General features: G+C 68.8%; 21 protein-coding genes and 1 pseudogene. 11 read left to right on the forward strand and 11 right to left on the reverse strand.

Translation table 11 applies throughout. From position 1 onward, the window contains the following. Window position 1 precedes the first annotated feature (1 nt). The 3 genes from sepH to K3M35_RS16100 form a co-directional block, all read right to left on the reverse strand. Complete coding sequence (gene sepH / locus K3M35_RS16090) at window positions 2–871, reverse strand: septation protein SepH (RefSeq protein ID WP_024103094.1); 870 nt, start codon at window positions 869–871, stop codon at window positions 2–4. A 220-nt stretch (window positions 872–1091) separates the two neighbouring features. Then, window positions 1092–2213 carry a phosphoserine transaminase gene (serC, locus tag K3M35_RS16095; RefSeq protein ID WP_006551659.1) on the reverse strand — a complete coding sequence of 374 codons (1122 nt, stop codon included), beginning with the start codon at window positions 2211–2213 and terminating at the stop codon, window positions 1092–1094. Window positions 2214–2317: 104 nt separating this feature from the next. Further along, window positions 2318–3445, reverse strand: a complete 1128-nt coding sequence (locus K3M35_RS16100; RefSeq protein WP_220666689.1) for a citrate synthase 2 — start codon at window positions 3443–3445, stop codon at window positions 2318–2320. 184 nt (window positions 3446–3629) lie between these two features. Between K3M35_RS16100 and pdxH the strand changes: the two genes are divergently transcribed. Beyond that, window positions 3630–4316: a pyridoxamine 5'-phosphate oxidase gene (gene pdxH, locus K3M35_RS16105; protein ID WP_174556313.1), complete on the forward strand. Its 687-nt coding sequence runs from the start codon at window positions 3630–3632 to the stop codon at window positions 4314–4316. Further along, window positions 4313–5581 carry an MFS transporter gene (locus K3M35_RS16110; RefSeq protein ID WP_006551656.1) on the forward strand — a complete coding sequence of 423 codons (1269 nt, stop codon included), beginning with the start codon at window positions 4313–4315 and terminating at the stop codon, window positions 5579–5581. Before pdxH ends, K3M35_RS16110 begins: the two co-directional genes overlap by 4 nt. Here K3M35_RS16110 and K3M35_RS16115 read toward each other — a convergent pair. Next, complete coding sequence (locus tag K3M35_RS16115; protein WP_064060216.1) at window positions 5564–6511, reverse strand: serine hydrolase; 948 nt, start codon at window positions 6509–6511, stop codon at window positions 5564–5566. The genes K3M35_RS16110 and K3M35_RS16115 overlap by 18 nt on opposite strands. Further along, complete coding sequence (locus tag K3M35_RS16120; RefSeq protein WP_064060215.1) at window positions 6508–7383, reverse strand: LysR family transcriptional regulator; 876 nt, start codon at window positions 7381–7383, stop codon at window positions 6508–6510. The genes K3M35_RS16115 and K3M35_RS16120 overlap by 4 nt, the downstream gene beginning before the upstream one ends. A 167-nt stretch (window positions 7384–7550) precedes the next feature. On the opposite strand from K3M35_RS16120, the gene bla reads away from it, so the two are divergent. From bla to K3M35_RS26210, 4 genes and pseudogenes are all read left to right on the forward strand, one after another. Then, the gene (gene bla / locus K3M35_RS16125) at window positions 7551–8528 is read left to right on the forward strand and encodes a class A beta-lactamase (protein ID WP_232512401.1); all 978 of its coding nucleotides are present in this window, start codon (window positions 7551–7553) and stop codon (window positions 8526–8528) included. A 271-nt stretch (window positions 8529–8799) separates the two neighbouring features. Then, on the forward strand, window positions 8800–10098 hold the full coding sequence (locus K3M35_RS16130) for a citrate synthase (protein ID WP_006551650.1): 1299 nt from the start codon (window positions 8800–8802) through the stop codon (window positions 10096–10098). Between the two features lie 50 nt (window positions 10099–10148). Beyond that, a pseudogene (locus K3M35_RS26205) lies at window positions 10149–10499 on the forward strand (FKBP-type peptidyl-prolyl cis-trans isomerase); the annotation flags it as partial. 6 nt (window positions 10500–10505) lie between these two features. Beyond that, window positions 10506–10871, forward strand: coding sequence for an FKBP-type peptidyl-prolyl cis-trans isomerase (locus tag K3M35_RS26210; RefSeq protein ID WP_039958015.1), 366 nt, complete (start codon window positions 10506–10508; stop codon window positions 10869–10871). 70 nt (window positions 10872–10941) lie between these two features. Here the strand turns inward: K3M35_RS26210 and K3M35_RS16140 are convergent, their stop codons facing one another. After that, window positions 10942–11574: a TetR/AcrR family transcriptional regulator gene (locus tag K3M35_RS16140; RefSeq protein ID WP_037217077.1), complete on the reverse strand. Its 633-nt coding sequence runs from the start codon at window positions 11572–11574 to the stop codon at window positions 10942–10944. Window positions 11575–11713: 139 nt separating this feature from the next. On the opposite strand from K3M35_RS16140, the gene K3M35_RS16145 reads away from it, so the two are divergent. After that, on the forward strand, window positions 11714–13513 hold the full coding sequence (locus tag K3M35_RS16145) for an acyl-CoA dehydrogenase (protein ID WP_071934416.1): 1800 nt from the start codon (window positions 11714–11716) through the stop codon (window positions 13511–13513). Here K3M35_RS16145 and K3M35_RS16150 read toward each other — a convergent pair. The 4 genes from K3M35_RS16150 to K3M35_RS16165 are packed head-to-tail and all read right to left on the reverse strand — an operon-like array spanning window position 13496 to window position 15856. Continuing rightward, the gene (locus tag K3M35_RS16150; protein ID WP_064060212.1) at window positions 13496–14008 is read right to left on the reverse strand and encodes a hypothetical protein; all 513 of its coding nucleotides are present in this window, start codon (window positions 14006–14008) and stop codon (window positions 13496–13498) included. The genes K3M35_RS16145 and K3M35_RS16150 overlap by 18 nt on opposite strands. A 43-nt stretch (window positions 14009–14051) precedes the next feature. Next, a complete protein-coding gene (locus K3M35_RS16155; protein ID WP_006551643.1) occupies window positions 14052–14543 on the reverse strand; it encodes a CinA family protein in 492 nt (163 codons plus the stop codon). Further along, on the reverse strand, window positions 14533–15309 hold the full coding sequence (locus K3M35_RS16160) for a pyrimidine reductase family protein (RefSeq protein WP_024103101.1): 777 nt from the start codon (window positions 15307–15309) through the stop codon (window positions 14533–14535). The genes K3M35_RS16155 and K3M35_RS16160 overlap by 11 nt, the downstream gene beginning before the upstream one ends. Before the next feature lie 37 nt (window positions 15310–15346). Continuing rightward, the gene (locus K3M35_RS16165) at window positions 15347–15856 is read right to left on the reverse strand and encodes a flavin reductase family protein (RefSeq protein WP_064060211.1); all 510 of its coding nucleotides are present in this window, start codon (window positions 15854–15856) and stop codon (window positions 15347–15349) included. Window positions 15857–15954: 98 nt separating this feature from the next. Between K3M35_RS16165 and K3M35_RS16170 the strand changes: the two genes are divergently transcribed. The 3 genes from K3M35_RS16170 to K3M35_RS16180 are packed head-to-tail and all read left to right on the forward strand — an operon-like array spanning window position 15955 to window position 17734. Continuing rightward, window positions 15955–17076, forward strand: coding sequence for a YihY/virulence factor BrkB family protein (locus tag K3M35_RS16170; protein ID WP_024103103.1), 1122 nt, complete (start codon window positions 15955–15957; stop codon window positions 17074–17076). After that, the gene (locus K3M35_RS16175; RefSeq protein WP_006551639.1) at window positions 17073–17495 is read left to right on the forward strand and encodes a phage holin family protein; all 423 of its coding nucleotides are present in this window, start codon (window positions 17073–17075) and stop codon (window positions 17493–17495) included. Before K3M35_RS16170 ends, K3M35_RS16175 begins: the two co-directional genes overlap by 4 nt. Next, a complete protein-coding gene (locus K3M35_RS16180; protein ID WP_060652010.1) occupies window positions 17492–17734 on the forward strand; it encodes a DUF3618 domain-containing protein in 243 nt (80 codons plus the stop codon). The genes K3M35_RS16175 and K3M35_RS16180 overlap by 4 nt, the downstream gene beginning before the upstream one ends. 85 nt (window positions 17735–17819) lie before the next feature. Here the strand turns inward: K3M35_RS16180 and K3M35_RS16185 are convergent, their stop codons facing one another. Continuing rightward, window positions 17820–19712, reverse strand: a complete 1893-nt coding sequence (locus K3M35_RS16185; RefSeq protein ID WP_220666690.1) for a propionyl-CoA synthetase — start codon at window positions 19710–19712, stop codon at window positions 17820–17822. Window positions 19713–19842: 130 nt separating this feature from the next. Between K3M35_RS16185 and K3M35_RS16190 the strand changes: the two genes are divergently transcribed. Then, a complete protein-coding gene (locus K3M35_RS16190) occupies window positions 19843–20517 on the forward strand; it encodes a GPP34 family phosphoprotein (RefSeq protein WP_220666691.1) in 675 nt (224 codons plus the stop codon). Window positions 20518–20521: the final 4 nt, after the last annotated feature.

Here is a 20521-nt window from a genome sequence, read left to right on the forward strand (position 1 = left end):
CTCAGACGCGTCCGTTACTGCGCACACCGAGCAGCACGTCGTCCCACGAGGGGAGCGCGGGCTTGCCGCGCTTGTCCTTCGCGGGAGCCTGCGACGCGCGCGATGCATCGGCGTCGTCGGGCACCGTGACGGCGACGGTGGTCTCCTCGTCGGCGACCGGCTCCGGAGCCGGTTCATCGGAAGCGGGAGCCTCCAGCGCGATCGGGGCGTGACGGTCGGCGTTCTCCACCTCAGTGGAATCGTCGACGTCGCGCGCCGAGTAGACCGGGGTCAGGTAGCGCAGGGGACGGCCGCAATCGGGATCGACGAGATCGGCGGCAATGTCGTCGAGCGCGGTGATCGTGCCGCCGTGAGCGTCGGGCTGGTAGCGCCAGTGCGCGCGGTTCGTGGAACGACCGGCGTGCCACCGCAACTGCGCGACCCAGAAGCCCTCGTCGTCGCGCCAGGCGTCCCACTCGGCTTCGTCGAGGCTGTGCCCGCGAGCGCGGAAGGCCTGCGTGACGATCTCGTGGAGGGTCTCGACGGCGGGACCGTCGGGGCGGACGGGATGGCCTTTCTTGGCCATGTCGGCGGCCCGGGACCGCTCGAGCAGGACGGGATAGGCGAACCGTTCAACCTTGGCGACCGGGACGCCGGCCTCATCGGCCACCTGTTCGACCGAGGCGCCGCCGCGGATGCGGGCCTGGATCTCGCGAGGGCGGAGCTGGCTGGTCGTCTCGATCTGGATCTGGCCGAGACGGGCCAGATCTCCGCGAGCGGCCGCGCGCAGGGTGTCGTCGACGGGAATGCGGAACTTGTCCCCCGTCGTGGGATCGGCGAGCACCACATGCTTAGCATCGGGCTCGAGACCGACCACTCGAAGCTCTCGCACCTTGACCTCCTCGCGCCGATCGCGATTGACCCGCCCGACTGTAACCGACCTGGATATTTTTCGTGGCCGGACACGCCGCGCCACGCCGAGCGACATCGCAAGAAATCCGACGCGGCGCGTTATCGTCCAGGGTTCGCCGAAATGTCTCGATGCGAGGTCGAGACTATGACAACAACGGGGCCGGATCCGACATCGGACCCGGCCCCGCTGTGCGGCGTACTCAGAGCTGGGAGACGACCCAGTCGATGCACTTGGTCAGCTGCGTGACGTCCTCGGGATCGATGGCCGGGAACATACCGATGCGCAGCTGGTTGCGGCCGAGCTTGCGGTACGGCTCGGTGTCGACGATGCCGTTGGCCCGCAGGATCTTCGCGACTTTCGCCGCGTCGACGGAGTCGGCGAAGTCGACGGTGCCGACGACCTGCGAACGCAGCGACGGATCGGCGACGAACGGCGTCGCGTACTCGGAGGCCTCGGCCCACTCGTACAGGCGCGAGGACGAATCCTTCGTGCGCGCCACGGCCCAGTCGAGACCGCCGTTGCCGTTGAGCCACTCGATCTGGTTCGCGAACATCAGCAGGGTGGCCAGTGCCGGGGTGTTGTAGGTCTGGTCCTTGCTGCTGTTGTCGACGGCGATCGGCAGCGACAGGAACTCGGGGGTGAAGCGACCCGATTCCTTGATCTCGGCGACACGCTCGAGCGCTGCCGGGCTCATCAGCGCGATCCACAGGCCACCGTCGGCGGCGAAGCACTTCTGCGGGGCGAAGTAGTACACGTCGGTGTCGGAGATGTTCACCGGCAGGCCGCCGGCACCCGAGGTCGCGTCGATCGCGATCAGGGTGTTGTCGGAACCGGCGGGACGCTGCACCGGAACCGCGACACCCGTGGAGGTCTCGTTGTGCGCCCAGCCGATGAGGTCGGCCGATGCGTCGGCGACGATCTCCGGAGCCGAGCCCGGCTCCGAACCCACGACGATCGGATCGCCGATGAACGGGTTCTTCTTCGCGACCGTCGCGAACTTCGACGAGAACTCGCCGTAGGTGAAGTGCTGCGAGCGCTCCCGGATCAGACCGAAGGCCGCAGCGTCCCAGAAGGCGGTGGTGCCGCCGTTGCCGAGGACGACCTCGTAGCCCTCGGGCAGGGAGAACAGGTCGCGCAGACCCGAGCGGACACGGGCGACGACGTCCTTGACCGGCTTCTGCCGGTGGCTGGTGCCGAACACCGAAGCGCCGACATCGACCAGCGACTGCAGCTGCTCGGGACGAACCTTGGACGGGCCGCAGCCGAAGCGACCGTCTGCGGGCTTGAGGTCGGCGGGAATGATCGGTGACGCGTCTGCCATCGGAATGCGTGTCCTAAGAGTCGAGGGACATGGTGCACAGGCAGTCTAGACCGCCCCCTCGGAACCCCCGCCGGGCGCTGGTCGGCCCGGCAGAGGAAGAGGCATCAGCGATGCGTGATCGAATCCCAGCCCGTGACCTCGGAGGCAGGGCGCGGATCGGGGCCGGTGTAGATCGCCGCGGGACGCACGAGCTTGCCCAGACGCTTCTGCTCGAGGATGTGGGCGCACCAGCCGGCGGTCCGTCCGCAGGTGAACATCGCGGGCATCATCGCCGCGGGGACCTCCGCGAAATCGAGGATCACCGCAGCCCAGAACTCGACGTTGGTCTCGATCGCCCGGTCGGGACGACGCTCGCGCAGCTCGGTGAGGGCGGCCTGCTCGAGCGCGGCCGCCGCCTCGAAGCGCGGAGCGTCGAGCCGCTGGGCGGTGCTGCGCAGCACCCGGGCGCGGGGGTCCTCGGCGCGGTAGACGCGGTGACCGAAGCCCATGAGCTTGTCCTTGCGGTCGAGGATGCCCTTGACCAGACCGCGCGGATCGCCGGTGCGTTCGGTCTCCTCGATCATCGGCAACACGCGCGCGGGGGCACCGCCGTGCAGAGGGCCCGACATCGCGCCGACCGCGCCGGAGAGCGAGGCGGCCGCGTCCGCGCCGGTCGAGGCGATGACCCGGGCAGTGAACGTCGAGGCGTTCATGCCGTGCTCGGCCGCCGACACCCAGTAGGCGTCGATCGCCTCGACGTGCTTGGGATCCGGGTCGCCCTTCCACCGCACCATGAAGCGCTCGGTGACGGTGCTCGCCTCGTCGATGCGCTGCTGCGGCACGGCGGGCTGGTAGATGCCGCGGGCGGACTGCGCCACATAGGACAGGGCCATCACCGCGGCGCGGGCGAGATTGTCGCGGGCGGTCGCATCGTCGATGTCGAGCAGCGGACGGAAGCCCCAGATGGGTGCGAGCATCGCCAGACCGGCCTGGACATCGACACGCACGTCGCCGGTGTGGATCGGCAGGGGGAACGGCTCGGCCGGGTGCAGACTGCGACCGAACTCGCCGTCGACGAGCAGGGCCCACACGTCGCCGAAGGTCACTCCCTTCTCGACGAGCTCTTCGATGTCGACCCCGCGATAGCGCAGTGCGCCACCGTCCTTGTCGGGCTCGGCGATGTCGCTCGTGAAGGCGACCACGCCTTCGAGTCCTGCGACGAAATCCTCGGGAACTGACGCGCGCGCTGCCATGACGGTTGGGCTCTCCTCGTTCGAGCACGGCCCGGTCCGAGCCGCGCTGCCGGTGGAATGAGGTCACCGTCAGGTGTGATCGGCGCCCCACTCGGGTCGTCGGGAAAACTGTAGCCCCCGTGGTCCGAGCGTCGCCGCCCGGATGCCGGGAGTACCGTCGTCGTTCGTGCCGTCCGATTTCCCGTTGCCGCGCCCCGAGGGTGACGACCTCGCGCGTATGCGTGTCGACTACAGCCCGGCAGGGCCGACCGACGAGTCCCCGGCCGACCGCGATCTCACCCCCGGCGATGTCGCCGAGGGCTGGCTTCCGCTGGTGCGTACGTGGTTTGCGAACGCGGTCGCCACCGCGGTGCCCGAGCCGAACGCGATGGTGCTCGCGACCGTCGACGAGCGCGGCCACCCGGCGACCCGCACCGTGCTGTGCAAGAAGATCGACGCCGACGGTCTGACCTTCTTCACCAACTTCGAGTCCGACAAGGGCCGCCATCTGGCCGGGCACCCCTACGCCTCGGCGACCTTCCTCTGGTTGCCCGTCTACCGGCAGGTGACCGTACGCGGGCCGGTCGTGCGCGTGCCCGACGAGGAGACCCTCGCGTACTGGCAGACGCGGCCGCGCGGATCCCGCCTGGGCGCATGGGCGTCGCAGCAGTCGCGTCCGGTGGCGGAGCGCGCCGATCTCGAGCACGCCCTCGTCGATGCCGCCGAGCGCTACGAGGTCGACGACGACATCCCGGTGCCGCCGTTCTGGGGTGGATTCCGCATCGTGCCCGAGTCCGTCGAGTTCTGGCAGGGACGACCCAACCGGTTGCACAACCGGATCCGGACCCGCCTGGTGGACGGTCGCTGGATCGCCGAGCGTCTGCAACCGTGAGGCGCCTGCTCGCCGACACCACACCGCTGCGCAACAAGGACTACGCCCGGCTGTGGTGGGCCGGGATCGTCACCGTCATCGGTGCGCAGATGGCGGTCGTCGCCGTACCCCAGCAGATCTACGAGATCACCCGGAACTCCGCTTATGTGGGGTTGACCGGCGTGTTCGGACTCGTGCCGCTCGTGGTGTTCGGCCTGTGGGGTGGAGCGCTCGCCGACGCGATGGACCGCCGGAAACTGCTCATCGTCACCTCCACCGGTCTCGGTGTCACGTCGCTGTTGTTGTGGGCGCAGGCCGCGATCGGTCTGAACAACGTGTGGGTACTGCTCTGTCTCTTCTCGGTGCAGCAGGCGTTCTTCGCCGTCAACCAGCCCACCCGGGCGGCGGTGATCCCGCGGTTGCTGCCGGTCGGGCAGATCGCGGCGGCCACCTCGCTGAACATGACGGTCGTGCAGTTCGGGGCGATCGCCGGTCCGTTGTTCGCCGGCGCTCTCATTCCCGTCGTGGGTCTGTCCACCCTCTACCTGCTGGACGCGATCTTCCTGCTCGCCACGCTGTGGGCGGTGGTCCGACTCCCGGCGATTCCGCCGCTCGGTGAGGTCACCAAGGCCGGATTGCGCGCGGTCTTCGACGGTTTCCGGTACCTGTCGGGCCAGAAAATCCTGCTGGCGTCGTTCGTCGTCGACATCGTCGCCATGGTGTTCGGGATGCCGCGCGCCCTGTTCCCGCAGATCGCCCACGAGTCGTTCGGCGATCCGGCGCAGGGCGGCTTCGCCCTCGGTCTGCTGTTCGCGGCCATGTCGGTCGGCGCGGTGATCGGCGGCGTCTTCTCCGGATGGCTGCCGCGGGTGCAGCGCCAGGGTCTCGCCGTGATCGTGTGCATCGTCCTGTGGGGCGTGGCGATGGTCGGCTTCGGTGTCGCGGTGTGGTGGGCCGAGCCCGACGGCAGCGGTCTGCTGCTGTGGGTCGCCCTGTTCTTCCTGGCGTTCGGCGGGGCGGTCGACATGGTGTCCGCGGCCTTCCGCTCGACGATGCTGCAGACCGTCGCCACCGACGAGATGCGTGGCCGCTTGCAGGGCGTGTTCATCGTCGTCGTCGCGGGCGGACCGCGCATCGGCGACGTGCTCCACGGCGCCGCCGCAGCGGCCGCAGGCACGGCCGTCGCGGCTGCCGGTGGCGGCGTCCTCGTCATCGTCGGCACGCTCGTGTGCGTCGTCGCCTTCCCGGCCTTCGTGCGCTACCGGGTCTCACGCACTCTCGGATGACGCGCCTGCGGAGTCGCACGGCAAGGGAGCACGCAACTCCGTGACGGCGATGCGCGCGGCCTCACCGATCGCTGCATCGACGACCGGCAGTACGGGATCCGCGCGGGCGGCGCGGGTGAACACCGCGACGGCGATCGGATACTCGCCGGGGAACTCGACGACCGCCACCTCGTTGCGGATGATGCCGATCGTGCCGGTCTTGCCGGCGATCGCGACCCCGCGATGCGGGAAGCCCGACGCGATGCGGTGCGGCCAGACCTGGGCGCGCATCACCTGCTGCGCGAAGGCGGTGCTCTCGGGCGAGAGCACCGAGCCCGACCACACGGTCTCGAGCAGCCGGGTCATCTCCTCCGGGATGGTCGCGCTCGTGTAGGCCGGGTCGTACGCCGAGACCGTCCAGGCCGCGTCGATGTCGGTGAGCGCCCGGAACGCCTCGACGGTGGTGCGGGTGTCCGTCTCCTCGACGAGGCGCTGATAGACGTCCGCCGTGCCACCGATGATCCGGGTCCGCGTGAGTCCGAGGCGCGCGAGGAGTTCCTCGACGGTGGTCGTGCCGATCTCGCCGAGCAGCACATCGGCCGCCGCGTTGTCGGACACCGTCATCATCGATGCGGCCACGTCGCGTCGGCTCATCGTCACCGGATCCCGGAAGCTCGCGATCCCGGTCGGGCCGGGGGTGCAGTCCGACGGCACGATCCGCAGCTGCCCGGATGCGTCGAGTCGGCCGGCGTCCACCTCCGCGCAGAACGCGAGGAACAGCGGAAGCTTGTACACCGACGCGAGGACCACGCGTTCGTCCCCGCGCACCGACAGCGTCGCCGCACGTGGATCCGAACACCGGCGGGCGTGCAGCCATCCCGTGCACCCGGCATCCGCGAACACCGCGCGGATCCGGTCGACCGCCGTGTCTCGCCGTTCCCCGCCTTTCACCGGACGCGTTCCTTGAACAGCACGCGGTCGAGGGCGTCGACGTGCGCACCGACGTCGGCGTCGGCACGTCGCACGATGCGCACCCGCAGGGCCAGCGCGGACGGAGCCCAGTCCAGCCAGGCCACGCCGGGCACCGAGCCGGGCGGTGAGGTCGACATCCCGAAGTGGGTACCGGCGGCCACGGCGGCGAGCACCGCGCGGTCGTCCGCCGCCGGGGTGGTCTCGACATCGAGTCCGCGTTCGCGCAGCAGATCCTGCGCCGCGTCGAAGGCCGCCGGGTTCCCCGTCCGCGGCGGCGCGGCGAACGTCAGGTCGGAGAGCATCGGCAGACGGGGCCGGTCGGAGCGGGCGCTGCGGTGGTCGGCCGGCACGACCAGCCATCGCCGGAGTTTGACCACCGGGCCGGCCTCGAGTCCTTCGGTCAGAGTCGGATGCTCGACGACGGCGAGATCGCACATGCCCGAGCGGACAGCGTCGACGAGTTCGACCGTGCTCGCGGAACGCGTCGCCACCGTCGCCTCACCGCGTCTGCTCAGAACGGTGACGCACAGGGTGACCAGGCGATCGGGTAGTACGCGGGTGGCACCCCAGTGCAGAAGACCCCGGGCGCGGGCGACGCGCCCGGCCTCGGCGAGGAAACGATCGGCGTCGTCGACGAGGAGACGAGCGCGGGGGAGCAGTTCCGCTCCGGCGGGCGTGAGGACCGCTCCCTGCCTGGTGCGATGCACGAGTTCGGAACCGAGATGCTGCTCGAGTTTCCGAAGTCCTTGTGACAGAGGAGGTTGCGTCATGTCGAGCACCGCCGCGGCCCGGCCGAAGTGTCCTTCCTCCGCGACGGTGACGAAGAACCGGAGGTGGCGGATCAGGTCCATGGCAGGGGATTCAATCAGCACGGGCGGACGATTCACCGACCCGGCGTGTCGCGCGGCCGGATCCCGTCCGTCGTCCCCGCCTCCAACAGCGGCGATAGTTCTTCCGACTCGTGCGGACGGCGGGTGGGTATTGGCGGGGCGACTCCCGTCGGTGGTGTCCTGTCGGCATGACTTCCACCGATTCACTGCACCGGAAAGGATTGTCGCGCAGGGGTTTTCTCCACTCCGCCCTCGCCCTGTCCTCCGTCGCCGCGGCGGCGGCCTGCGGGTCGCCGGACGGTCCGGTCGCCAGGGGGCCGTCGACGACGGCCGATTCGGTACCCGGCACACATCTGCTCGCCGCCGGTGTCGACGAGCGTCTCCGGGAGATCGAGGACCGCTACGCCGTGCGGCTCGGTGTGGTCGCGCAGTCGCCGGTGACCGGGCGCGTCCACACCTATCGGGCCGACGAACGGTTCGCGATCTGTTCTCCGTTCAAGGTTTACGCCGCCGCCGCGATCCTGCGACTCGAGGCGGAAGGATCCCTCCGTCTCGACGAGACCCTCCCGATCGACCCGGAGGACATCGTCGTCAATTCGCCGGTGACCTCGGAACATCAGGGGCGCGTACTGCCGATCGACCGGCTGTGCGAGGCCGCGCTCACCCGCAGCGACAACACTGCCGGAAACCTGATGCTCCAACGGATCGGCGGACCCGGGGCCGTCACCGCCTTCGCCCGTTCCGTCGGGGACGAGACCACCCGGCTCGACCGCTGGGAACCCGAACTCAACGAGGCGGCACGGGGCGACGAGCGCGACACCACCACCGCTGCCGGACTCGCTCGCGGCTTCCGGGAGGTGCTCCTCGGCGCGGGGTTGCCCGCGCCGCAACAGCGGACACTGCTCGGCTGGATGCGCGCCACCACCACCTCGGACACCCGGATCCGCGGGGGATTGCCGCCGGGATGGACGTCGGCGGACAAGACGGGCGGGGGCAATCACGGGACGGTGAACGACGCCGGGGTGGTGTGGTCGCCGGACGGGCAACCGCTGCTGCTGGCGATCCTGTCGGACTCGACCACCGGCGACCCCGACGCACCCCTCGAGGGCGCGCCCGTCGCGGAGACCACCGCCGTGCTGGTCGACGCACTCTTCGCTGTGCCGTGAGTACAGTGTCCGGCGTGGGGCGCCGGATACGCGCAGATCCCCGCGTAACGACCTTGGTGAGACCCGGGTAGTATTGCCGCAGGTTATCGGCGTGTGCCGGCCTTGCGGCGCAGTCGCGGAGGGTGCGGGCGAGCGTTCGGAACCCACATGGACGACATACCGATCGGGGACTTTCGGCGGACCCTGCCGCAGCGCATACCCCGCGCTACGGCTAGGTTCTACGTGAATGTCCGGAAGTTTCTCGTAGGTCTGAGCTTGAGAGGGATCCTTCGTGCCCGCTGAGAATGACACCAACCCCACCCTCAGCTACCCCGGTGGCGAACACACGATGTCGATCGCCAAGGCGACGGAAGGCAATGACGGTATCGAGCTGGGCAAGCTCCTCGCGGCGACCGGGTACACCACCCTCGACCCGGGTTTCGTCAACACCGCCTCCACGAAGTCGGCGATCACGTACATCGACGGCGAGAAGGGCATTCTGCGGTACCGCGGATACCCGATCGAGCAGCTCGCCGAGAAGTCGACGTTCATCGAGGTCAGCTACCTACTGATCTACGGTGAGCTGCCGACTGCGGAGCAGCTCGAGGTCTTCACCGACAAGATCCGCCGCCACACCCTCCTGCACGAGGATCTCAAGCGGTTCTTCGACGGCTTCCCGCGCAACGCGCACCCGATGCCCGTCGTGTCGAGCGCGGTCAACGCCCTGTCGGCGTACTACCCCGACTCCCTCGATCCGGACGACTCCGAGCAGGTCGAGCTGTCGACGATCCGTCTGCTCGCCAAGCTGCCGACCATCGCGGCCTACGCCTACAAGAAGTCGGTCGGTCAGCCCTTCCTCTACCCCGACAACTCGCTGTCGCTGGTCGAGAACTTCCTGCGCATGACCTTCGGCTTCCCGGCCGAGCCCTACGAGATCGATCCCGAGATCGCTCAGGCGCTCGACATGCTGCTCATCCTGCACGCCGATCACGAGCAGAACTGCTCGACGTCGACGGTGCGCCTCGTCGGTTCCTCGGACGCCAATCTCTTCACGTCCATCTCGGGCGGCATCAACGCACTGTGGGGCCCGCTGCACGGCGGCGCCAACCAGGCCGTGCTCGAGATGCTCGACGGCATCCACAAGTCCGACGGCGACGTCAAGGACTTCGTCCGCAAGGTCAAGAACAAGGAAGACGGCGTGAAGCTCATGGGCTTCGGGCACCGCGTCTACCGCAACTACGACCCGCGGGCCGCGATCGTCAAGAAGACCGCCGACCGCATCCTCAAGAAGCTCGGTGCGGGCGACGAACTGCTCGAGATCGCCATGAAGCTCGAAGAGGCCGCCCTCACGGACGACTACTTCATCGAGCGCAAGCTGTACCCGAACGTCGACTTCTACACGGGCCTGATCTACCGTGCGATGGGCTTCCCGGACCGCATGTTCACCGTGCTGTTCGCCCTGGGTCGCCTGCCCGGCTGGATCGCGCACTGGCGTGAGATGCACTCGGACCCGACCCTGAAGATCGGCCGTCCGCGTCAGATCTACACCGGTTACACCGAGCGCCCGTACACGTCCCTCGAGGAGCGCTGAACCCTCGGAGCGACCGGAAAGATCGACCGAATCCCGACGAGGAGACACGCATGACAAAGCCTGAAATCGAGTTCCAGGAGGGTCCCGCCCCCACCCAGTTGGTCATCAAGGACCTGGTGGTCGGCGAAGGTGCCGAAGCGGAGCCCGGATCGAAGGTCGAAGTCCACTACGTCGGGGTCGAGTTCGATACCGGTGAAGAGTTCGACTCGTCGTGGAGCCGTGGTGAGTCCATCACCTTCCCGCTGTCCGGTCTGATCGCCGGCTGGCAGGAGGGCATCCCGGGTATGAAGGTCGGCGGCCGTCGCCAGCTGACCATCCCGCCGGAGCTCGCCTACGGTCCCGCCGGGTCGGGCCACCGCCTGTCGGGCAAGACGCTCGTGTTCATCATCGACCTGCTCGCCGTGCAGGTGCCGCCGGAGGTTCCGACGGTCGAGCCGGCGACCGGCCCGGCGCCCGCCGATCTCGTCATCGAGGACATCACCATCGGTGACGGCGACGAAGCGCAGCCCGGCGGCGTGGTCGACGTGCACTACCACGGCGTGGAGTACGACACCAACGATGTGTTCGACTCGTCGTTCGCTCGCGGCGACTCCGTCCGCTTCCCGCTCGGACGACTGATCCCGGGCTGGCAGGAAGGCATTCCGGGCATGCGCGTCGGTGGACGCCGCAAGCTCACGGTGCCCCCGCAGCTCGCGTACGGACCGGCCGGTTCCGGGCATCCGCTCGGAGGCAAGACGCTGGTCTTCGTAATCGATCTGCTCGGCGTCGGATAGCCGGACCTGCAACGACATCCGAGGCCCGCAACACCGGTGAGACCACCGGGGTTGCGGGCCTCGTCTTCGTTCAGTTACGGGGCGCCCCGAGCATCGACAATGCGAGGCCGACGTAGTTGCGGGCCAGATCGTCGACGTCCACGCGGCCGGGCCGGTACCAGCGGGCGACGTCGATCCCCAGCGACAGGATCGCCAGTGCTGCGGTGGGCACGTCGCCGACCCGGAACGCGCCGATGTCGACCCCCGAGGAGATGACCTCACGGACCACCGCGTCGGTGCGCCTGCGGATCTCCGCGATCTCGCGGTAGTGCTCCTCCGACAGCGCATGCAGTTCGTACTGCGCGACCCGGCAGGTGGTGTGGTGCACGGCGTGGATCCGCACGAAACGGTCGACGATGGCGCGGATCCGCTCGATCGGGTCGGTGGAACTCGTGGCGGCGCTCTCGACCTCCTCGAGGACGTGGAGGTGCCCGTTGCGGCCGGCCTCGAAGAGCACGGCCTCCTTGGACGGGAAGTGCACATAGAGCGCTGCGGGGCTCAATCCTGCGCCGACGGAGATGTCTCGGGTGGTGGTCGCGTGGTAGCCGCGGCGTGCGAAGGACTCCACCGCGGAGGCGACCAGCCGGCGCGCGACCTCGGATCCACCGCTCGGGAGCGCTGCGACAAGAGAGGCGTCGGGGGTCTGCTCGGGTGTGTCGGTCACGGGGTCCGTCCTGCGGGTCGCGGAGAAGGCGTCGTTGACATCATGCACCGTCGTTGGTCTACTGAGTGAGCGCTTAGTTCGTTCCTGCTGAGTTCGTTCCTGCTACGGCCGATATCCGAGTCGCCCGAAAGGATCCTCGATGCCTTCTCCAGTCCTGTCCCGCCGCGACCTGGACTTCCTCCTGTACGACTGGCTCGACATCGAGTCCCTCACCGCTCGCGACCGCTTCGCCGAGCATTCACGGGAGACCTTCGACGCCGTACTCGACCTGAGCGCCGACATCGCCACCAAGCACTTCGCTACCCACAACAAGAAGGGCGACGCTCAGGAGCCTCGCATCGGCGAGGACGGTCGCGTCGAGATCATCCCCGAGGTCAAGGACGCGCTCGACCTGTTCTGCAAGGCGGGACTACTCGCCGGCGGGTTCGACGAGGAGCACGGCGGCATGCAACTGCCGGTCGCCGTGCAACGTGCCTCGATGGCGTGGTTCCAGGCCGCGAACGCCGGCACCTCGGCGTATCCCTTCCTCACCGCAGCCAACGCGAACCTGCTGGTCACCCACGGCAGCGACGAGCAGATCGAGACATTCGTGCCGCCGATGCTCGAGGGCCGCTTCTTCGGCACCATGTGCCTGTCCGAACCGCAGGCCGGTTCGTCGCTCGCCGACATCACCACCAGGGCCGTGCCCGCCGCCGACGGCACCTACCGGCTGACCGGCACCAAGATGTGGATCTCCGGCGGCGACCACGAACTCACCGAGAACATCGTCCACCTCGTCCTCGCCAAGATCCCCGGCGGGCCGGACGGGGTGAAGGGCATCTCGCTGTTCATCGTCCCGAAATTCCTCGTTGAGGCCGACGGCACGCTCGGCGAACGCAACGACGTCGCGCTCGTCGGCCTCAACCACAAGATGGGCAACCGCGGCACCACCAACACTCTGCTCAACTTCGGCGAGGGTGTCCACACCCCCGGCGGCGAGGCCGGTGCGGTCGGCTACCTGCTCGGTGAGCCGCACAAGGGCCTGTCGTACATGTTCCACATGATGAACGAGGCCCGGATCGGCGTCGGCTTCCTCGCCACCTCCCTCGGCTACGCCGGGTACCTGCAGTCGCTCGACTACGCCCGTACCCGCACGCAGGGCCGGCCGCTCGGCGCCAAGGATCCGGCCTCGCCGCAGGTGCCGCTCGTCGAACACGCCGATGTGCGACGAATGTTGTTGGCGCAGAAGTCCTATGTCGAAGGCGCTCTCGCGCTGGGGTTGTACTGCTCGAAGCTCGTCGACGTGCAGCGCACCGCCGAGAGCGACGACGAGCGCACCCGCGCCGGTCTGCTGCTGGACCTGCTCACGCCCATCGCGAAGTCCTGGCCGTCGCAGTGGTGCCTCGAAGCCAACAGCCTCGCGATCCAGGTGCTCGGCGGCTACGGCTACACCCGCGAGTTCGACGTCGAGCAGTTCTACCGCGACAACCGACTCAACCCCATTCACGAAGGCACGCACGGCATCCAGGGCCTCGACCTACTCGGCCGCAAGGTGATCATGCAGGGCGGTGCCGCTCTCGCGCTGCTCGGCGAAGCGGTGGGCGAGACGATCGCGCGGGCGACGCAGGCCGGGGGCGACGCCGCCGCCTACGCCCAGCAGTTGGGCGCGGCCGTGGCGCGCGTCGCGGAGACGACCGCGACGCTGTGGTCCACCGGCGATCCCGCTGTGGCCCTGGCCAACTCGTCGGTCTACCTCGAAGCCGTCGGGCACGTGGTGGTGGCGTGGATGTGGCTCGAGCAGCTTCTCGCGGTGGGCGACCGCGAGGGCGACTTCTTCGACGGGAAGCGCGCCGCCGCACGGTATTTCTTCCGTTTCGAACTGCCCAGGACCGGTCCGCAGTTCGATCTGCTCGCAAGCCTCGACCGCACCACCCTCGACGTGTCACCGTCGGTTCTGTAACGACACCTTCCAGATGACCGTCACCGACCCGCCGACCGGTAGCGCATGCCACCGGTCGGCGTAGTCGTCGAAGGTGTCGACGATCCGGTCGACCACCGGGGTGATATCGTGCGCGGACACATATGCCGGAAGGCCCGACGCCAGGCCGCGTCGCGCCTCCCAGACGGGAACGGCGATGCGCGCCAGTGTCTCCGACCTGATCATGTCGGCCTCCGCGCGCGGCGGCATCGCATGCTTCTTCGAGCGCCGACGCCGACCCGCTCTGGTCCGCTCCGCATTGTCGACGGGCCAGAACATGCCGTTGTCGCCCGCGGCCAACTGCCCGAAGACACCGAGTTCGATACCCGCCTCGTTCTCGACCAGCAGGTGCACGAGGTCGTGGGGGAGATAGGGGTGACCGCCCGGGCCGTTGCGCGGAGCGAGCTCCGGACCGATGTCGCGGTGCACCGCGATCTCGTACCCGATCCCGGGGCCCTTCGTGAAGACGACGCGCATGTTCGTCACGTTAGGCCCGCGGGTGGAAGATCGCATCCGATTTTCAGGCGGATGCGCGCTCGACGAGCAACGACAGGGCGTGACGCACCGTCCTCGCGAGCACGTCCTGGGGATCACCGTCGAAGCGCTGCTCCTCGCTGCGGGTGCCGTCCGGACCGGTCGTCGCGAAGCACACCGTGCCTGGCGGGCGGCCGTCCTGCGGGTCGGGCCCACCGGCTCCGCTCACGGCAACAACGATGTCCGCGCCCAGGAGGCGGGAGGTGCTCTCCGCCATCGTGCGGGCCGCGCTCTCGGACACGACGGGGCCCTCCGGAACCTCGAGCAGGCCGTACTTGACCTCGCGCGAGTACGCGACGATGCCGCCGCGGAACCAGTCGGAGCTGCCCTTCGCGGCACCCAGGCGGGCTGCGAGCGTGCCCGCGGTGAGCGACTCCGCGCAGCCGAGCGTCAGCTCCTTGTCGGAGGCGAGCTGTGCCAGCTGCTCGATCAACTCGTCGGAGGTGTCCGTCCCCTCCACCACGTCGTCATCGGCCATGCGTGTCTCCTTCCAGAGCATCGGGTCGCACCCAGCGGGTGAGCAGGGTGCCGTCGTCGTCGCACACCAGGTGCGCACGTTGCAGGGGTGTCAGAGCGGCCGTCGGCGAATGCGCGATACGCGCGGCGCTGCCGGCGGCCAGGACCGGAGCCCAGGTCAGACACAGCTCGTCGACGACGCCGTCCTCGATCATGCGGCCGAACAGATTCGGTCCGCCCTCGCACAGCACCCGGAGCCATCCCGCCTCGCCGATCGCCGCGAGCAGGGAGGGGCCGTCGATCACTGCGTCAGCGATGACGCGGACGTCGCCTCCGGCGGCCTCCACCGCGCGCCGGGCGGTCTCGGGGGCCCGTGCGGTCGTGAAGACCACGGGCGGGATCGTTGTGTCGGTGAACAGACGCAGGTCGGGCGGCAGGTCGCACGAGGCGGTCACCACCGCGACCGGCGGTATCGGAGCGAGTCCGGCCTCCTCGCGGCGCACGCGCAGGGCCTCGCTGGTCCTCGCGCCGCCGTAGTTCTCGGCCCGCACGGTGCCTGCGCCCACGAGGATCACATCGGCGAGTTCGCGCAGCAGCCCGAAGACCTTCTTGTCGGCGGGCGAGCCGAGGGCGCCCGATCGTCCCTCGACCGCCACGGCTCCGTCGAGGGAGGACACGAAGTTGATCCGCATCCACGGCCGGGACAGGTCGTCGGGATAGGCGTAGAGAGCGCGCAGCGCCGTGTCGTCCACGTGCTGCGTCGCATCGGTGCCGTCGAGTCGTCGCATGACGCCGATCAGACCACTCCCGCCCGCCGGATGCACGTCACGCGCCGTGCCCGGCGTCGAGATCACCCACGGACTTGAAGGTCATGAGGCGGTCCAGGTCGCCACGGAGCTCACCGCGTTCGGGTTCGAGGAGGAAACCGCCGTGGTCGCCGGTCGTGAAGGTCTCGAGGATCCGGCCGACGAACCACGCGCGCGGGCCGTCCAGCACGGGTAGTGCGTGGGGTCCCTCGTGCCACGAGCAGCGGTCGAACTTGTCGATGTCGTCGCCGGTGTGCTCGCCGAACAGCGCTGCCAGTTCGCGGTCTGCCGGGGTCAGGACGTGCACGGCGAGGTGCTTCGCCTTCGACGCCACCCGGTAGGTCCGGTTCTTGTTCGACAGCGCCACCAGGAAGCGGGCCGGATCGATCGCGGACTGGGTCGCGAAACCGATCAGGCAACCGCTGCGTTCCTCGCCGTCGAATGCGGTGACGATGAACATCGGGTAGTCGAGCTGCGAGGCGATGCCCGCGAAACCGTCGGCGGATCCTTCGAGTGGGGTGTCGGCCATGAGCCGAATCGTACGGCCGTCACACCGATGCGGCTGTGGTTCGGCCGCGGTGCGGCTGTGAGTTTGGTCGGTGTGCGAGGTGGGGTACCCGCCGCAGTATGGACGCCGAGCACAGAGGTGATGGATCGTCGGGTGCCACCCTCGCCCCCGATGACCCGCGCAAACCCGACTCACCGACCGATCTGTCCACGCCGTCGTGGAAATATGTGCTGCGCAGGACGATTCGGGAGTTCAGTCGGGACCAGTGCACCGATCTCGCAGCCGCACTGACGTACTACGCCGTCCTGTCGCTGTTCCCTGCGCTGCTCGTCGTGGTCTCGTTGCTCGGCGTGTTCGGCCAGGGACAGACGACGGTCGACACCGTGCTCGGCATGGTCGAGGACCTCGGCCCGTCCTCCGCCGTCGACACCCTGCGAGGACCGATCGAACAGCTCGTGTCCGCACCGACAGCCGGATTCGCCCTGATCGTCGGTATTCTCGGCGCGCTGTGGTCGGCCTCGGGATATGTCGGCGCCTTCGGCCGCGCCATGAACCGGATCTACGAGATCGAAGAGGGCCGGCCCGTCTGGAAGCTGCGTCCGCTGATGCTGCTGATCACCGCTGTGGCCCTGGTGGCCGCCGGGACGACCGCCCTGATGCTCGTGATCAGCGGCCCGGTCGCACGCACGATCGGCGACGTCATCGGCCTCGGCGACACCGCCGTGACGGTGTGGAACATCGTCAAGTGGCCCGTGATGCTTGCGCTGGTGGTCATGATCGTCGCGGTGCTGTACTACGCGACGCCCAACGTGTCCCAGCCGAAGTTCCGCTGGGTCAGCCTCGGATCGCTCATCGCGATCGTCGTGTGGATCGTGGCTTCGGTGGCATTCGCCTTCTACGTCTCGAATTTCGGCAGCTACAACAAGACCTACGGCTCACTCGCCGGTGCGGTGATCTTCCTGTTGTGGTTGTGGATCACCAATCTGGCCTTGTTGTTCGGTGCCGAGTTCGACGCCGAGATGGAACGTGGCCGCCAGCTGCAGGCCGGTATGCCTGCCGAGAAGACATTGCAACTGCCCGAACGTGATTCGCGCGCGAGCGAGAAGAACGCCGCCAAGCTGGAGGAACTCGTCGAGCACGGGCGGAAGCTGCGCGAAGCCCACAGCGCCGACGGCTCCTCCGGAGAGGCGGCCGACCCCGTGGGCCCTACCGGGCCCACGACGGAAAGGAATCCGCGATGACGACACCCGGCAATGCGCGCCCCGTAGCCGAGCAACCGAAGAACCTGTCCACTGTCGAACTCACCGAGCGGCTCACCGAACAGGTCTCGACCCTCGTGCGGACCGAGGTCTCGCACGCGCTCGAGGAAGTCAAGTCCAAAGGCACCCGCATCGGTGTGGGCGTGGGGATCTCGGGTGCGGGAGCGATCCTGTTGTTCCTCGGTCTGGCGACCCTGATCGCGACGGCCGTGCTCGGCCTCGCCACCGCCGTCGAACCGTGGCTCGCGGCCCTCATCGTCGCGCTCGTGGTGCTCGCGGTCGGTGGCATCCTCGCCGCGGTCGGTGCCTCGAAGGCGAAGAACGCCGCACCGCCCGTGCCGGAACGCACGGTCGCCAGTGTCCGCGCCGACATCGACGCCGCGAAGGGAGCAACGAAGTGACCGCATCCGACAACGGTGGTCGTCCGGACGAGGTGGCCGACATCGAACGTCAACGGGCCGAACTCGCCGCGACCGTCGGCGAACTCACCGACAGACTCGACGTGCCCACCCGGGTCAAGCAGTCCGCGGCTGAACGGGCCCAGGAAGTCCGCAACCGGCCCGATCTGATCGCGGTGGCCGGCGGGGTCCTTGCGGCCGTGCTCGTGCTGGTGCTTGTGAGGCGCAGACGGAAGAAGTGACGTAGGCGTACTCGAGCGGACGGATACTCGTGTTCTGCACCGAGTATCCGTCCGCTGCTGTGTGCAGGCTCAGCGGGGCGTGCCGTCAGCCGCCGAGCTGTTCCTTCAGCGCGTCGAGCACGGCCGGGTCCTCGATCGTCGACGGCACGGTGTACTCCTCGTGGTCGGCAATCTGCCGCATGGTCTTGCGGAGGATCTTGCCGGAGCGCGTCTTCGGCAGGGCCTGGACCACGGTCACGTCGCGGAAGGTCGCGACCGCACCGATCTGGTCGCGGACCATCGTGACGAGTTCCTGACGCAGGGTCTCGGGCTCGATCTCCACACCGGCCTTGAGCACCACGTAACCCGAGGGGCGCTGGCCCTTCAATTCGTCGCGGATGCCCACCACGGCGCATTCGGCGACAGCGGGATGCGAGGCCACCACGGCCTCCATGCTGCCGGTCGAGAGCCGGTGCCCGGCAACGTTGATCACGTCGTCGGACCGGCCGAGGACGAAGACGTAGCCGTCCTCGTCGACATAGCCCGAGTCGCCGGTGAGGTAGTAACCGGGGAAGGTGTCGAGGTACGACCGGCGGTACCGGTCGTCGTCCTGCCACAGGCCGGCCAGTGTGCCCGGCGGCAACGGCAGGCGGATGACGATGTTGCCCTCGGTGTTCGGATCGACGGGCTTGCCCTCTCCGTCGACGATCTCGACCCGGTAGCCCGGCACGGGGACGGTGGGGGAGCCGGCCTTGAGCGGCATCGCCTCGAGCCCGCGCAGATTCGCCGCGATCGCCCAGCCCGTCTCGGTCTGCCACCAGTGGTCGACCACCGGGCGGCCGAGCACCTTCGTCGCCCAGTGGTAGGTGTCGGGGTCGAGGCGCTCACCGGCGGCGAAGAGCGTCTGCAGCGAGTCGATGGGGTACTTCTTCAGTTCCTCGGCGTTCGGATCCGCCTTGCGCACAGCGCGAATCGCCGTGGGAGCGGTGAACAGTGCCTTGACGCCGTTCTCGGCGATGATCCGCCAGAACGCACCCGCATCGGGGGTGCCGACGGGCTTGCCCTCGTACATCACCGTCGTTGCTCCGACCAGCAGCGGGCCGTAGACGATGTAGGAGTGGCCGACCACCCAGCCCACATCGGACGCGGTCCACCACACGTCGCCCGGATCGATGTCGTAGATGTTGCGCATCGACCACGTCAGGGCCACGGCGTGCCCACCGTTGTCGCGGACCACGCCCTTGGGCTTCCCGGTGGTGCCGGAGGTGTAGAGGATGTAGAGCGGGTCGGTCGCCGCGACCGTCACGGGCTCCGCAGGGGACGCGTCGGCGCACAGCTCGTCCCAGTCGAACCACGCCGCCGAGGACGTCTGGTAGTCGGCCGCCGATCCGGGGATCTGCTCGCGGTTCTTCACGATCACGGTGTGCGGCGGGGTCGGCGACAGGCCGATCGCCTGCTCGACGATCGGCAGGTACTCGACGGTGCGGCCGGGTTCGAGACCACCGGAGGCGGTGACGAGCACGACCGGCGTGGCGTCGTCGATGCGGGTCGCGAGTTCCTTCGCGGCGAACCCGCCGAACACCACCGAGTGCACCGCCCCGATGCGGGCGCAGGCGAGCATCGCGATGGCGGCCTCGGGGATCATCGGCATGTAGACGATGACGCGGTCGCCGGCGGCGACACCCTGGTCGCGCAGCACACCGGCGAACTTCGCGACCTCGTCGAGCAGTTCGGCGTAGGTGTAGGTGCGCTTGGCCGGAACCATCGCCGAATCCCAGATCAGGGCCGGGCGGTCGCCGTTGCCGGCGTCCACGTGCCGGTCGAGTGCGTTGACGCTGGTGTTCAGGGTGCCGTCCGGGAACCACTTGTACGACGGTGCCGCCGAGTCGTCGAGAGCTCGCGTCGGCGCGCTCTCCCACTCGACCGCGCGGGCGGCCTCGAGCCAGAATCCCTCCGGATCCTCGGTGCTCCGACGGAACGCCTCCTCGTACGAGCCCATCGTTCGTGTCCTTCCTCGACGGCGGTTGTGGCCCGAACCACTCTATGTGACCTGCAAGGGGGTGGCTGCAGGTCTGCGTCGGACGGACACGACCAGGCGACGAACGGACGAAGTGCCTACCCTGAGCCGCATGACCTCGATCGCGGAAGACCTGCTGCTCCTGCTTCTGGACGACGAATCGGGAAAGCCTCTCGTCGACGGAGTGAAACTGCCCCGCGTTCTCGCGGGTGCGGTGCTCCTCGAACTCGCCCTCGACGACGTGGTGGCGGTCGACACCGAGGGGGAGCAGGTGAAGAAGGGGCGGATCGCGATACGCACCGAGGCACGACCCGCCGATCCGATCCTTGCCGAGGCAGTCGAGCGTCTCGGCTCGGGCAGGCCGCTGAAGCCGACGTCGGCCATCGAGAAACTGCAGAAGGACCTGCAGGAGAAGCTTCTCGCGCGGGTCGTCGAGCAGGGCTGGGTCTCGGAGGAGCGCGGGAGGATCCTCGGCGTGTTCCCGACGAAGAAGTGGCCCGCGATCGATTCCACCCACGAGCAGCGCGTCCGCGACCTGATCCGCGCGGCGTTGATCGACGGCCTGACCCCGGAGCCACGCACCGCGGCGCTGATCGCGCTGCTGTCGGCGGCGGATGCGGCGCCGAAGGTGTTCCCGGACGCCGACAAGCGGGCAGTGAAGAAACGAGCGAAGGTGATCGCGCAGGGCGAGTGGGCGGCCGAGGCGGTGCGCGACGCCGTCGCATCCGTCAACGCGGCCATGATGGCCGCCGTCGCGGCCGGCGGGGCGGTGGCGGGTTCGAGCTGATCCG

The sequence above is a fragment of the Rhodococcus sp. DMU2021 genome, assembly GCF_019641445.1.
Taxonomy (GTDB): Bacteria; Actinomycetota; Actinomycetes; order Mycobacteriales; family Mycobacteriaceae; genus Rhodococcus; species Rhodococcus pyridinivorans.